This window comes from Peribacillus sp. FSL K6-5616, assembly GCF_038008245.1.
In the GTDB taxonomy this organism is placed as follows: Bacteria; Bacillota; Bacilli; order Bacillales; family DSM-1321; genus Peribacillus; species Peribacillus frigoritolerans.
Genome location: NZ_JBBOYT010000001.1, coordinates 546709 through 560432, shown reverse-complemented (window position 1 = coordinate 560432; position 13724 = coordinate 546709). Strand labels below are relative to the sequence as shown.

Here is a 13724-nt window from a genome sequence, read left to right as displayed (position 1 = left end):
CTCACTACCTTCCTTTTTATCATTTTTTATCTTATACAGTTGTGATGACCTGGTTTTCATATACGATCTTTCCATCCATGATCGTCATCTTCACTTCTGTTTCAAGAATTTCCTCTGTTGATATGCTAAATAAATTTTTATTTAATACTGCGATATCCGCTATCTTCCCTGCTTCCAATGTGCCTAATTCCTTTTCCCTGAAAGACCCGAATGCCGGTGTAGCCGTGTAATACTTTAACGCTTGTGCTAATGTTACTCCTTCCGACTCTTGCCACGCCTTCCCGGTTAGATCTTTTCTCGTGATTGCCTGATAAATGCCCATCATGGGATTTAGGGGCACTACAGGAAAATCTGTACCAAAGGCAATTTTTGCACCAGTATCCACGAGTGTTTTGATAGGATAATAGAGTGGTTGTTGTTTTTCACTGATTCTGGCCGTATATGCCTCACTTTCCATTAATTCAATATGTTTAGGTTGAAATGAGGCGATTACATTTAATTCCTTAAAGCGATGAACATCGTCTGGATGCAATACCTCCACATGTTCAATGACATGTCTGGCATCTCTTACCCCATTTACGTTTCTCGCTTCTTCAAATGCATCCAATGCTAAGCGGACAGCACCGTTACCAATAGCATGGAAACGAATTTGAAATTTTTCCTTATCTGCCTTTTTTACTAATTGTTTAATTGTTTCAGCTGGATAGGTGGTCCCGCCTTTTGTTTCAGGACGGTCTTTGTAATGATCCAATAAAAAAGCAGTATGACTAGTCACGACACCATCTATAAATTGTTTTAATCCAGAAAAGGTAAGCTTGTCTGACTGATAATTTTTTTGTAATTCCTTGGCGGCAGCTACATCCATTTTTAACTCCGGCGAAAAGTGAATTCTGGTTGTTAGTAACCCTTCTCTCTCAAATTCCTTAAAAATTTCAAGGTCGTCTAATGGATTCGGAGCAATTTTAGCTCCGTATAAATCATTAACGGATGTGATTCCCAACCTTTTTGTTTCATTAAGAAAATCTTGGAATAGGTTTACACGTTTTTCTTTCGGCAATTTGTATGCATGTTCTGATGCATACCCAATTGCCTGTTCAAATAGAAGGCCTGTCAGTTCCCCATTTTCATCTTTTCCAATTTCTCCATATTCCGGATCTGGGGTATCCTTCGTTAATTGGATCATTTCCATCGCTTTACTATTGATCCATGCGTAATGCACTTCTGCATTGAATAATAAAACGGGACGATCACAAATATATTTATCCAGTGTTGTTCTATGTGGCAGCACTTTATTCTTCCAATTGGTATGATCCCAGCCAACACCGAATATCCACTCATCATTTGGTCTCGTTTCTGCAAATTCGGCTACTATTTTGGCTGCATCTTCTTCTGAAGCTGCATCAAATAATTTGGCACTATCCTTCTGTAAAATGCTTCCCATCATAATGTGCATATGAAAATCATGAAATCCCGGAATGATCAGCCCCTCTTCGAAGTCATACACCTTTGTTTGATCTCCAAGGAATGACATTATATCTTCTTTAGAACCGATTTTAATCATTTTATTATCTTTAATAGCGATAGCTGCCTGTATAGGCTCATCTTGTAATCCAGTAAAAACATGTTGACCAGAAAGAATGATGTCTGCATTTACCATTATTATCCTCCTTGATGCATAAAGCTTTTATGCTTTAATTTCTTTTTCAATCGCACTATCAATGGAAAGCTCTGGCGGCCGCTTACTAAACATTTTCGTATTTGAAAGCAGCATGATGACACCTATTCCGAACCACCCTAGTCCGAGTAAGAGTGCCTTTGAATCAAGACTGGTCCATAACCAAATTGTGAAGCTCGTACCAATCAGCGGCAATATTAGGTATTTCAATGCATTAATTCCGTTTCGCTGTTTTTCTCTAATAAAATAATGGGAAATAACCGAGAGATTGACAAATGTAAATGCAACAAGCGCCCCAAAGTTAATAAAGGATGATGCTGTCACTAAATCAACAAATAAAGCAGATAAAGCAAAAATACCAACTAAGATGATGTTGTGTGTTGGAGTTTGAAATTTTGGATGAATTTGACCAAATATTTTCTTTGGAAGAACTCCATCTCTCCCCATCGCATACAAAAGCCGCGAAACACTTGCATGAGCTGATAAACCGGAAGCCAGCCCACCGGTAATGTATCCTGCTAGAAAAATAGATTGAAATAAATGACCCCCGATGTACATGGCAATTTCCAAGGATGCGGAATCTGGATCTTTAAAGGCTTGGAAATTTGGGTAAACAAGGTGACTGATGTATGAGATGGTGACAAACAGACCTCCTCCTATTAATGCGACGAGGAAAATGGCCTTTGGTATCATTTTTTTAGGATTAATGGTCTCCTCCGAAAATGTGGTAACAGCGTCAAATCCTAAAAAAGATAAACATAAAATGGAGGATCCTGCCAATACTAAAGATAGCGGTATATCGCCATTCACGAATGGAGAACTCATGAATAATGTTCCTGAACCCATTCCGTTAAGTACCCCTTTAATCGAGAGGAATGTAAATATAACGATTATTAAAAATTGAAAGGCAACTAATAATAGATTTATTTTTGTTGCTATTTTCACTCCAATTATATTTACAGCGGTGATTAAAATGACAAAGGCAATTAACCAGACGGAAAAAGGAACGGATGGAAAATACGCGTTTAAGTAAATGGCGATCAATAATCCATTGATCATTGGCAAAAATAAATAGTCCAATAGGATGACCCATCCCACTAAGAATCCAAGGTGAGGATTAAGGGCCTTTTGAGTAAATGTATAAGCAGAACCGGCAACAGGGTAGGCCTTGACCATTTGACCATAACTATAGGCTGTAAACAACATACCAACCAAAGCTATGATATAAGCAGCCGGCACCATCCCTTTCGTTATTTCCGCAACAACTCCATAAGTAGAAAAAACTGTTGTAGGTGCCATATAGGCCAATCCAAATAGCACTAAAGGAAATACTGTTAACGAACGTTTTAACTTTGCATTCTCCATGTATCACTCCACCCTTATTCGTGATTAATTAACTTATATGCAAATACCATACCAAGTGGGGATTAATGGTATTTTTCCAACAATTTCAATATACAGATTATTCGGTTAATTAAAAGGTTTATGCAATTCTACATCAATTATTTAATATTGCATAATCAGTCGTCCAGTGACGGGATATGGCGACCCATTATTCAATACTTTTCTTCTTCAGCTAGCCGTCCTCGGCGCCCACTATCGGATATGTAAGAAATATCTATTCATTAGGTCATATATTAATGGAAAAAAATTAGCTGGGCCGTTTATTATTTTACTAATGCCCTCGCCGAACAGAGTCTACGTGTTCATAGCACATTAATGGTACCTTCTGCCGCAAACACTTCAAGGGACTTCAATTAAAGAGAGCGATATCTGAAGGCTTCCCTACCTCAGCCGCTCTCCATTAACTGTGAAAACGTCACCATTTTTAAAGATCAATCTATTTCCCTCTTAGTAAGACAATCCATTACCCGCTTATTTGATTATCTGTATCCTTATCATCTAGTGTCCTTTTTTCAGAGAAAGGGTTACTTTCACTTTGACTATTGCGGACAAATAATACTGAGATAAGAGATGCGATACAAAGAAATACTAAAAATGAAGCAAGCGGAATCCAAGAATTATTGTAGGCGCCCACTAATATAGTCGCAATCATTGGGGCCGTTCCACCAAATAATGCAGAGCCTGTTTGATAACCAAGCGTTATTCCTGTATAACCAACATTCGTACTAAACATTTCAGTAAACATTGTCCCGATAGTCGCCGCAATTGGAGGCCAAAGTATTCCTAAGCCCACTATTGAAATAACGTATAACCAGGGAGTGGATTGTAAGGAAAATAAATAAAAGTATGGAAAAGCAAAAAGAGTTATTCCGATGGTACCAATAAGAAAAACACGTTTACGACCAATTTTATCAGATAACATTCCCATAAATGGCATGCAAATCGCTGTAACGACTGTTGCCACCGTAACTACATTTAAAGCTGTAGTCCTTGAAAAACCTTGTGTTTCCGTAGCATAGGATATGAAAAATGTAGAAAATAAATAGAACGGGCCCACTTCAACACATTTTGCACCTAAAGAAATCAATACCGCTCTCCAATGATATCGCAGTGTCTCAAAGAGTGGGATTTTTACGACGTTTCCTTTTTCTATCTCTTCTTTGAAGGCCGATGTTTCCTCAATCCCTTTTCTTATCCAAATACCAATAACAACCAAAATCGCACTTAGGACAAATGGCACTCTCCATCCCCATGATAGAAATTGTGATTCTGGAAGTAAACTCATTAATGAAATGGAAAATGTCCCAAGTAACATCCCAAGAGGGATACCCATTGCAGGAAAGCTTCCAAAAAAGCCACGTCTTTCTTTAGGCGCAGATTCAACCGCCAGGAGTATCGCTCCCCCCCATTCTCCGCCAAGCCCGATACCTTGAACGAGACGAAAGAAAACAAGGAGAATTGGTGCCCAAAGCCCTATCATGCTATATGTTGGAAGAAGTCCAATACAGACGGTAGAAACTCCCATTAATAAAAGTGAAAGCACGAGAGTATTTTTCCTGCCAAACTTGTCTCCCAAATGACTAAATACAAGCCCTCCAAGAGGTCGTATAAAAAAAGTAATGCCAAATGATGCATAAGCAAGCAATAAACTTACAAACGGATCATCATTAGGAAAATACAGTTTATTAAATACAAGTGCAGCAACGGTTCCATAAAGAAAGAAATCATAAAATTCAATGGTACTGCCAAGTAAACTCGCTAATAATATCTTTTTTGATTTCTTGTCCAGTTTCTTTTTCCCACTCAATTTAACACACCTCCGGATTAGTTACTTTCCTGGATGTGGATTCTTGGATGTGGATGGCTTGCTGATTATTAATAGAAGGTTAAAGGTGCACCATCATTAATGAAGAACTAGGTTACTTCCTGATATAGAGAGTCTGACCTCCTGCCATTCGCTTACTTTGCTCCTTATATGCGAGGTCAAATTCTACCCCTTTCCCCTTCTTTAGTTTTGCCTGTAAGATACATCGTCATCAGCTGGAATATCCAGTTAATGAGCGCCCAAATCCATAAGTATTATGTATAATGTATTGTGTATACACAATACATTATACAAAGCCGTCAATAAGGGCAATAATCGTTCTTGTGAAAAAGCATAAAGACTATCGGAATTGATCTCTCAACCGTGGACATATTCAGCTTCATTATCGGCATATCCAAATTCCCGTGAAATCTCGAGGGCTGCACTCTTCACTTTTTCAACCAATGGAGGCAACAACTCGTTTCGGTAACCCACCTCAAGACCAGTAACACTGATCCCCGCAATGATATAACCTTTGTCATTAAAAATAGGAGCGGCTACTGCAGATATATAATTTTCAAGTTCCGAGTGACTGACCGTATATCCCGTTTTCCGAGATTCTTCTAGAAGAATCCGAAGTCTCTCTTTATCAGTGATCGTTCCAGAAGCAATCGACTTCAGTTCGATTTGCTCTAAATATTGTTCGCGCTCATACTGCGGCTGAAAAGCGAGAATGACACGAGAACACGCTCCGGCATAAAGCGGAGTTCTCCGGCCAATTGCCGTATTAAGCCTAACACGCTGTTTTGTATCCAGTCTTTCGATATAGATGGCCTCTTTGCCATCTTGTACGACGAGATTAACAGCTTCCCCTACCTTGTCATGCAGTTTTTGCATTATCGGCAAAGCTACCTGCCGAATATCAAGCCGTTCGGCTACCAAATGGCCGAACTGAAGAAATAACAGGCCAAGTGAATATTTTCCATCTCTCCCCTTATCGAGAAGACCCATCTCTTCAAGTGACATGACCATTCGATAAACAGATGTTTTCGGTATCCCTGAAATATTTGCGATTTCATTTAAACTTAACATTGAATGCGTAAAAAAAAGATTAAGGATTTCCATTGATCTGACGGCCGTCTTATTTTTGCTTTGCATGAGTTTCCCCTCCTAAACAAAACAAGACCCTCTCAAGAAAGCTTTACAGTCTATTAAGGAACCAGTAAGCTCCACGTTCGGATTCGTAACTTTTCAACATAACTTTAATGATCAAACTTAAATAATAATTTTCCGCCTTAAACAGCTTAGCTGAGTATTTTGCCGTATTTCCCTTCATAAAAGGCCAGTGGTGCCCCTTCGCTAATGACGAGTTCAGTTACTTCTCCAATAAAGAGTGTGTGGTCCCCAGCTATTTGTTTACTATGGACCTTACATACGATGTTTGCTAAAGCATTTTTTATTACTGGGAGTTCATTTATCCAGCCAAATTGAATCTGACGGTTTTCTTTAATCTGCCCCGCAAAGTGCATGGATAACTCTTTTTGAGCTTCTGACAATATATTTACAGCAAACTTTCCAGATTCATTAATTTTATCTAGCATTCTGGCTTTTTCGCCTATGGATATTAAAACCAATCTTGGATTAAGGGAAACCGACATAAATGCATTCGCCGTCATACCATGTACTTCATCTTCTAAATATGTTGTAAGTACTGTTACGCCTGTTGCAAATTTCCCCATAGCGTTTCTAAAATTTCTATCATCCATCATTTTATAACCTCCTTAAAATTTGAACTATACTCAGGCATTGACCCAAAGGGTATCTTGTTTAAGAATTTAACTGTCAACTCTTCGGCAACACCTCCCTTCAGCATTTCTATAATTTGACCGCTTATTTCATCATTCCTCTTGCTGGACCCATATCTTATAAATAACCCCTGACAAGCTTTGTTCCCGTTTTTGATTTCTACACGATATACACCTGGTGCTGGCAGGATATACTTATTTTCAATATGAATTTCCGATTTTTTCTTTTTCTCATGTTTATGTCTATTTGAAATATAAACAAAGCCTTTAACTTCTAATTGATGTCCCATATAGTAAGGTACAAGGTGGACATCTCCGTCCCTTACTATTTTTCTAATTAAAGTTGAACTTATTTTTTCTCCATTATGTGCCTGTTTTGAAATGACGGTTACATCAAAGGCGTTGTTTTTACTCACTTTTTGCAAATAATCAACATTACCCTGAGCTTTATTTCCAAAGGTAAAGTCGAATCCTACCACTATATGTTTAGCTTGAAGACCTAAAACATATTGTTTAATAAAATCGGATGGCTGTAAGGAAGCCAATGATAAATTAAACTTTATGACAAAAAGCTTGTCCACTCCAAAAGCAGCCATTCTTTCAATCTTTAAAGCTAGGGGAGTTAAATACAGCAAATCTTTCTCCCATTTGATTACTTCATTTGGATGTGGATCGAAGGTCATTGCCGTGAATTTAAGCTTGTTCTTTTCGGCTATTCTCTTGGTTTGCTTTAACAAGGATTGATGACCTAAATGAACACCGTCAAAAAAACCTAATGCCATTACGTGGGGCTCCCTTGGATATAGGGATTCCTTTAGTGGATGTGCTAAATGGAAAACTTCCAACTTGCTTCACCTTCTCTGTCATCAAAATAATGACTTTTAAAATGTTTAGTCGATATTATTTAGTGCAATACTACTTCAAAAACCTTGTTTCCGTTTGGTACTAAGGACCATGTTTCGTCCCCAGTCGATAATCAACCATTAATGGAGTGCATTTTAAGTCAATTTGAACTTTTCATGAATGTGCACTCATTGTTTACCGAATAGAGTTTATGTGTAATGAACTCTGTATACATAATCCATCAAACGGAACATTCACATACCTGCTTCCTGTGATACCCAATTATCAAATTGAGCATTCAGCACGTGGTCCCTGTGGAAGAATATATCAGAGATAAAAGGCTCCTCGTTGTTTGATGTCACGAGAAGCCATTTGATGGATTGCCATATTGCTATAGGAATGCAGAAGTCCGGTACATACCTCTTTATTGTTCCGTGGAGTAATAGCGGACCTCGAAAATCTTACAGCCATCTGGTGATTTCCACGGTCCATGTTCCATACCGGGAGGGCGGCAAGCAACCATTCCTGCTGTAAATTCCTCATTTAGACGCAAATCGATTAAAGATCCTTCAATAATATATAATTCTTCCCAAAAATCATGGACTTGCACGCCATTAGGAGATGTATCTGTCCCTGGACCGTTATGAAGAATTCTTGTAGCGACCCCTGTAGTAGGGTCAGAAGCAATGATTCTTTCAGAAAGGCTCTTAACTTTACTAAAAGGCTGCGCTTCAAAAGTGGTATGATCGACAAATTCATGTTCTTCTTTTTTCTGATCTGCATAATAGCGAACTTCGAAAATCCTGCAGCCATTAGGTGATTTCCATGGACCATGCTCCATCCCTGGAGGACGGCATGCAACCATTCCTGCTGTAAATTCCTCATTTAGACGTAAATCGATTAAGGATCCTTCAATAATATATAATTCTTCCCAAAAGTCATGGACTTGCACGCCATCAGGCGATGTATCAGTACCTGCTTCCAGTTCAAGGATACGAGTTGCTACATTAGTATCTGGAATCTGCGCAATGATTCGTTGAGATGCACCTTCTACAGTTTTTGAAGGAACGGCCTCAAAGGTTTTATACTCAACAAATTCCAACTCTGGTTTTCTATCAATTTTCATTTTTGATTTTTCCATTTCAAACTACCTCCGCATCCACTAAAATATGAACCTGATAATTCAATTGAATTTTGTTATCTGTTAATCGATCATATAATTCTGCTGAAAATGCTTCCCCATAAATGAATTCGCCATTTATAATCGGTAATGTTCCGCAAAACACAATCATATCCTCACTATCATAGCCACGTTCTTCGATAATTTTGAGCAATTCTTCAGGATGCAAGAATTCTCCTAGCTTGCCTGCTTGGTACTCGTTTTTCACCCCATCGACGATCATCCAGCTTCTCATTTCAATGTCATCCCATCGATCTTTTACGTCATCCAAGGCCCAAAATTGTGTTGAAATAGGTTTGCTGCATACTTGTTTGGATTTCTGAATAGACACTTTTTCAAGCCCGCGGTCCGTGTGGTCACTGCCTAGTCCTAAATACCATTTCCCTTCAATTTTCATGATGACCACTTCTGCTTCTCCGCTACTGCTTTCTTGGATAACTGAAATTGAGTTATTTGTCGTAATGAGATTTGTTGAAAGATCGTAAATCATCGGAACTTGTGGAGGAGCCGGAACGCCGATCTCCTTCAATTCATCAATATGTTTTTTTACAGATTCCTGGTCTTTTCCCGTATAGCCGGCAATAAGCAATCGTTTAGGGTCTGCGACAATATTTCTTCCACAAACATTAATATTTATCAACTGAATTCCTCCTGCCTATCTAATACCCGGTGCTTCAAATTAGGAAATACATCACGAATTTTAGCAACCTGAGCTGGATCAATCTCTGTTTTAATAATAGTTTCTTCATCACCTCCAGCAGCCACAACAATCCCCCATGGGTCAACCACTTGACTATGACCAGCTAAAAGGACGTCATTAGTATTTCCAACACAATTACTCGAAATCAAGAAACACTGGTTTTCCAATGCCCGAACTGAATTGAATAATTTCCAATGCTCCAGTCTTCTATGCGGCCAAGCAGATGTAACAAGAAGTAACTCTGCTCCTAAATCCACTTCTGCACGGTACAATTCAGGAAATCGCAAATCATAACAAGTTGATAAGCCAACTTTCCCGAATTCTGTATCGACTACAGTTGTTTCATTTCCTCTCGTCAATATTTGACCTTCTTTTGAACCATAACGAAATAAATGCATTTTTCGATAGGTTCCTATTAGTGTCCCATCCGGAGAAAATAGAACACTTGTGTTGTAGTATTTTCCATTATTTTTTTCTATAAAACTACCTGCAAATATATATGACTTAACTTCTTTGGCCTTTGCAGAGAAACGTTGGACAAAATCGCCATTCAATTCTTCTGATTCGTCCATATAACGATCAAAAGAAAAGTACCCCGTTGCCCACGTTTCTGGTAAAACTATTAAATCTTGTCCTTTTAATCCATCAATCATTGACTCCACACGATCTATGCGAGCAGATTTAGATTCACTATCTTTAATCTCCAATTGTATTGATGCAATTTTCATTTCTGCAACACCCTTTTCTATATATTTTTTATATTAATTCTTTCACTTGAGTGGGAAGTGAATAGCTTCCTAAAAATTTATCCACCATTTGAACCGGCTCATCATAGCCGTAATTTCTAAATGAAAAGCCCTTCGTGACGAATGGTGCACCATTATAGAACATTTCATACTGTTGATGCCTGCCACCGAATTCTGAACCAATGATATCCCATACTAACTTAAATAGTTTAATTTTCTCCTCAGCCCCAACTCCCGTAGAACGTATATATTGATACATATCATCTTTCGTTTCAGGATTGATGAGCTCTTTATATGAAGATGGTAATTGTAAAACGCCTCCACCGCATAACTCCCGTAAAATTTTAATAGTGGAAGCATAGATTGTTTCCTGTTGACCGACTACACCATAGAGAAAACGTGGATTCGGTCGTGCCACACCGTTTTTGTCGATGATACAATTATATTCCGAAGCTAAAAGATTACCTTCTACAGAAGCCGCAATAGAAGCGAGTTCCCCTAACTTCTCTTGGACTGATGGGATTTTATCAATTCCATTCATAGCAGCAACTTTTCGGGCAGCACCAATCAAAAATTTCAATTTATTGCCAAATCTTATTTGCGCTTGATTATTGCCTAATACGTGAGCTGGTGTTTCATGGAACTGAGCCCTCACGATGTCAATATTTTTGTAAACAAAAATATCTTGCCAAGGAATAAATACATCGTCAAAAACGACTAATGAATCACTTTCATCAAAACGGGAGGACAATGGGTAATCAAATGTGCTTGGTGATTTTTCAGCATAACCAGGCCTCGCATAAAATTTTAATCCTTTTGCATGAATCGGCAGGACAAAAGACAAAGCATAATCTTCATCACCAGGTCTGAGTGGTGTAAGGCAACTTACGAATAAGTAATCGGATACGGCTGATGCAGTACCGAGCATTTGAGAACCTCGAACAATAATTCCATCCTCCCTTTCTTCGTACACTCCAACTGGGAGAAACTTATCTTCCTGCTCATGAGCTGCTTTACTTCGATCAATTTGTGGCGGAATAATAACGTATGTTACATATAGATCTTGATCTCGTACATGTTTATAGAAATTCAAAACATTATTTCCATAACCTTCTCCTCCACGATCAAACACTTCGGGTGAACTGGCAAAAGCAGCCAAAAAGCTGGCAACGTGATCAGGGCTTCTTCCGACAAATCCACAAGTTGCTTCAGACCATTTAGAAATCGCCAATCTTCTCTCTTCAAGTTCTTCCCGACTCCTTGGAATCATATAAATTTTATTTGCTAGTGTACCGTCCTCAGTTTTGTATGTCATATTCTGAGATTCATCCCATGCTAGGTCGTATAAGCCTGCAATGGTTTGGGTAATTCCCGTAAAAGCTGGGTGGGTCGTCACATCCTGTACTCGTTCCCCATTTATGTAGATTGCCCTATCATCTTTCAATGTCTGTAAATATTCTTTACCTGTTCTAACCATACCTGATTCCTCCTATATGTTTGAATAAGTACATGTTTTAAAAACAAGAAACGATTTAACAGCTTAACGGCGAACCTTAATTGTAATTTGTATGATGTATTATGTATTGTGTATACATTAAAGGCTTTGCCAATTCCTATCATGTAATTATGGTTGGTAAAGTCAAAGTGAATTTAATGTTTATCCCTTAAATATTCTCTACTCTTTACCTATGAACATCAACGACTGGTAAACGCTTTCATTTGCAATGAACTATAGACGGTTCTTTCAACACCATGACTTACTATCTAAGCAAAAACCCAAGAAAAAGCATTCGGAAGAATTTCTCCAAGGCTTTTGCTCTAAACGTGAGAATTGGTTTGACCTTGCTGTAAATCTTCCATTTCATAGGCAAGTTTATTCAAAACCGTTAATTTTTGTCACTATAAATATAGTAAACTACCTTTTACTAGGAGCAATCCCTCCCTTCAAGCATTTGATGGAAAATCAGGAATTATCAACCATAATCAATGTTTCTTTTGTTTTTTCCAAATGGTTTAAAATCGCCTGTGAAGCAAGTTCGGGATTTTTCTCCTCCAAAGCCTGGATAATCTGAGTATGTTCCATTAAAACATTTTTCATTCTCCCAAGTTTACTGACTGCTTTTAACCCCATTAGCTGAGTAAGGTTATGAAGATTGTTCAAAACTTGCTCTATTATGGTGAAGTTTGCCAGTCTTGTCAAAGAGAGATGAAACTCATGGTCTAGCTTAATAAAACTAATAGCATCATCATTTTGCAATGCTTCTTCTTGCTGCTTCAGAATTAATTTAAGCAGCCTCAGTTGTTCAGGTGATGTAATTTCTTTTGTTAGTTTTTTCACTGATTCAACTTCAATAGCACTTCTTAGTAAAAAGATTTCATCCTGTTCCTCTGGAGTAATCTTTCTTACAGTTAAACCCTTCCTTGGAATGGAAACAAGTAATCCTTCCTTCACCAAATCTTGAATAGCTGCCCTTACCGGAGTTCTTGAAGTATCTAACCTTTCCGCTAATTGAACTTCTGTAAATATTTCATCACTGGTAATACCACCAAATAAAATGGCTTTTTTTATTTGATTATAAACTTTATCTTGTGTTGTTCTTTCCTTTTCGATTGGTTTTAAATGAATTCCTGCCATATTAATCCGTCCTTTTTGATAAGTCTTTACAATATGAACAACTTGAATCTATATGATTGGCTAAATTCTCATATGTGTTATGTATACATAATACATAATACTCCAGACATAAGTCAATAATATATTTTCCATTTTTCTGAATTTTACAAAACGGTCATTGTCTTTGTAATTTTCTTAAAACGCAACTTCATTTAAAAATCATTCTTTTGGAAGTCAAAAACATGTAACAAAAGGATAAAAAATCCAAATAAAAACCCCAGATAATGGGGGATGGATCGATATTCATTTATACAAAATATCATCTTTTAGTGAAGCAACTTTAGTCAAAGCTGTATCTATGTCAGCTTCATTCACTCCAAAGTGAGCAAGTGCATCGTTAAGATGTTTGACAATGGCATTGAAATGGTCTGGTTGCAGATTCAATCCTTGGTGCGCCTTTGCCATGGATTGTCCAGAATATTGTTTTGGGCCGCCTAATGCAAAACTAATAAATTTTGTCTGATGACTCCGTTGCTTTTCCATATCCGTTTTTTCAAAAAAATGATTAACTGTCTCATCTTTAAGAACCAATTCGGAGTAAAAATAGTCCACAACTTTTGCTATCGCTTCTTCTCCGCCAACTTTTTCATATAGTGTTTGTTCCATATCCACACTCCTAATTTGTAATTAATAGAAGTATTCTTTGTAGAAAATTTGATTTTATTCCTTATCTTTCAATAATATCTCCTTCTGCTCTAGCATCCTTGCAACTAACCTGTCCCCTTAAATTCCGAAAGTGAAGTAAAGAACCGGTTAGTTCATTAGAAAATGATCGTAATCCATTTAACCCCCATTATTTCAACTTGTTGCCACTAAGTTGCTGAAAATGCATAATTGATATAGGTAATTTCATTTATTACATTCACTGTTCAAGCTGTTATTTTCATTTTCAA

12 protein-coding genes are annotated in these 13724 nt (G+C 37.7%); all 12 read right to left on the bottom strand.

Annotated features, from left to right (window positions below; translation table 11 throughout):
- Positions 1-31 precede the first annotated feature (31 nt).
- Complete coding sequence (locus tag MHB45_RS02675; RefSeq protein ID WP_055348330.1) at positions 32-1657, bottom strand: amidohydrolase; 1626 nt, start codon at positions 1655-1657, stop codon at positions 32-34.
- A gap of 27 nt (positions 1658-1684) precedes the next feature.
- A complete protein-coding gene (locus MHB45_RS02670; RefSeq protein ID WP_048689647.1) occupies positions 1685-3040 on the bottom strand; it encodes an APC family permease in 1356 nt (451 codons plus the stop codon).
- A gap of 502 nt (positions 3041-3542) precedes the next feature.
- On the bottom strand, positions 3543-4886 hold the full coding sequence (locus MHB45_RS02665) for an MFS transporter (RefSeq protein WP_226990554.1): 1344 nt from the start codon (positions 4884-4886) through the stop codon (positions 3543-3545).
- Between the two features lie 375 nt (positions 4887-5261).
- Positions 5262-6041 (bottom strand): IclR family transcriptional regulator, encoded by a 780-nt coding sequence (locus MHB45_RS02660; RefSeq protein ID WP_048689651.1) that lies wholly within the window; start codon positions 6039-6041, stop codon positions 5262-5264.
- 146 nt (positions 6042-6187) lie between these two features.
- Positions 6188-6649 (bottom strand): flavin reductase family protein, encoded by a 462-nt coding sequence (locus MHB45_RS02655; protein WP_048689908.1) that lies wholly within the window; start codon positions 6647-6649, stop codon positions 6188-6190.
- On the bottom strand, positions 6649-7470 hold the full coding sequence (locus MHB45_RS02650) for an FAD synthetase family protein (RefSeq protein ID WP_340907314.1): 822 nt from the start codon (positions 7468-7470) through the stop codon (positions 6649-6651). The genes MHB45_RS02655 and MHB45_RS02650 overlap by 1 nt, the downstream gene beginning before the upstream one ends.
- 485 nt (positions 7471-7955) lie before the next feature.
- A complete protein-coding gene (locus MHB45_RS02645; RefSeq protein ID WP_105718789.1) occupies positions 7956-8672 on the bottom strand; it encodes a hypothetical protein in 717 nt (238 codons plus the stop codon).
- Position 8673: 1 nt separating this feature from the next.
- Positions 8674-9351 carry a DUF2848 family protein gene (locus tag MHB45_RS02640; RefSeq protein ID WP_194719360.1) on the bottom strand — a complete coding sequence of 226 codons (678 nt, stop codon included), beginning with the start codon at positions 9349-9351 and terminating at the stop codon, positions 8674-8676.
- Positions 9348-10139 (bottom strand): carbon-nitrogen family hydrolase, encoded by a 792-nt coding sequence (locus MHB45_RS02635; protein WP_048689657.1) that lies wholly within the window; start codon positions 10137-10139, stop codon positions 9348-9350. The genes MHB45_RS02640 and MHB45_RS02635 overlap by 4 nt, the downstream gene beginning before the upstream one ends.
- Positions 10140-10167: 28 nt before the next feature.
- The gene (locus tag MHB45_RS02630; protein ID WP_340907311.1) at positions 10168-11634 is read right to left on the bottom strand and encodes a 4-hydroxyphenylacetate 3-hydroxylase family protein; all 1467 of its coding nucleotides are present in this window, start codon (positions 11632-11634) and stop codon (positions 10168-10170) included.
- 486 nt (positions 11635-12120) lie between these two features.
- Positions 12121-12792: a GntR family transcriptional regulator gene (locus MHB45_RS02625; protein WP_048689664.1), complete on the bottom strand. Its 672-nt coding sequence runs from the start codon at positions 12790-12792 to the stop codon at positions 12121-12123.
- A 282-nt stretch (positions 12793-13074) separates the two neighbouring features.
- Positions 13075-13437: a group I truncated hemoglobin gene (locus tag MHB45_RS02620; RefSeq protein ID WP_063591950.1), complete on the bottom strand. Its 363-nt coding sequence runs from the start codon at positions 13435-13437 to the stop codon at positions 13075-13077.
- Positions 13438-13724 lie beyond the last annotated feature (287 nt).

Bases quoted from the DNA above. Each gene is read 5' to 3' on its own strand.
- MHB45_RS02675 (WP_055348330.1), bottom strand. From the start codon at position 1,657: ATGGTAAATGCAGACATCATTCTTTCTGGTCAACATGTTTTTACTGGA.
- MHB45_RS02670 (WP_048689647.1), bottom strand. From the start codon at position 3,040: ATGGAGAATGCAAAGTTAAAACGTTCGTTAACAGTATTTCCTTTAGTG.
- MHB45_RS02660 (WP_048689651.1), bottom strand. From the start codon at position 6,041: ATGCAAAGCAAAAATAAGACGGCCGTCAGATCAATGGAAATCCTTAAT.
- MHB45_RS02655 (WP_048689908.1), bottom strand. From the start codon at position 6,649: ATGGATGATAGAAATTTTAGAAACGCTATGGGGAAATTTGCAACAGGC.
- MHB45_RS02650 (WP_340907314.1), bottom strand. From the start codon at position 7,470: ATGGCATTAGGTTTTTTTGACGGTGTTCATTTAGGTCATCAATCCTTG.
- MHB45_RS02645 (WP_105718789.1), bottom strand. From the start codon at position 8,672: ATGGAAAAATCAAAAATGAAAATTGATAGAAAACCAGAGTTGGAATTT.
- MHB45_RS02635 (WP_048689657.1), bottom strand. From the start codon at position 10,139: ATGAAAATTGCATCAATACAATTGGAGATTAAAGATAGTGAATCTAAA.
- MHB45_RS02630 (WP_340907311.1), bottom strand. From the start codon at position 11,634: ATGGTTAGAACAGGTAAAGAATATTTACAGACATTGAAAGATGATAGG.
- MHB45_RS02625 (WP_048689664.1), bottom strand. From the start codon at position 12,792: ATGGCAGGAATTCATTTAAAACCAATCGAAAAGGAAAGAACAACACAA.
- MHB45_RS02620 (WP_063591950.1), bottom strand. From the start codon at position 13,437: ATGGAACAAACACTATATGAAAAAGTTGGCGGAGAAGAAGCGATAGCA.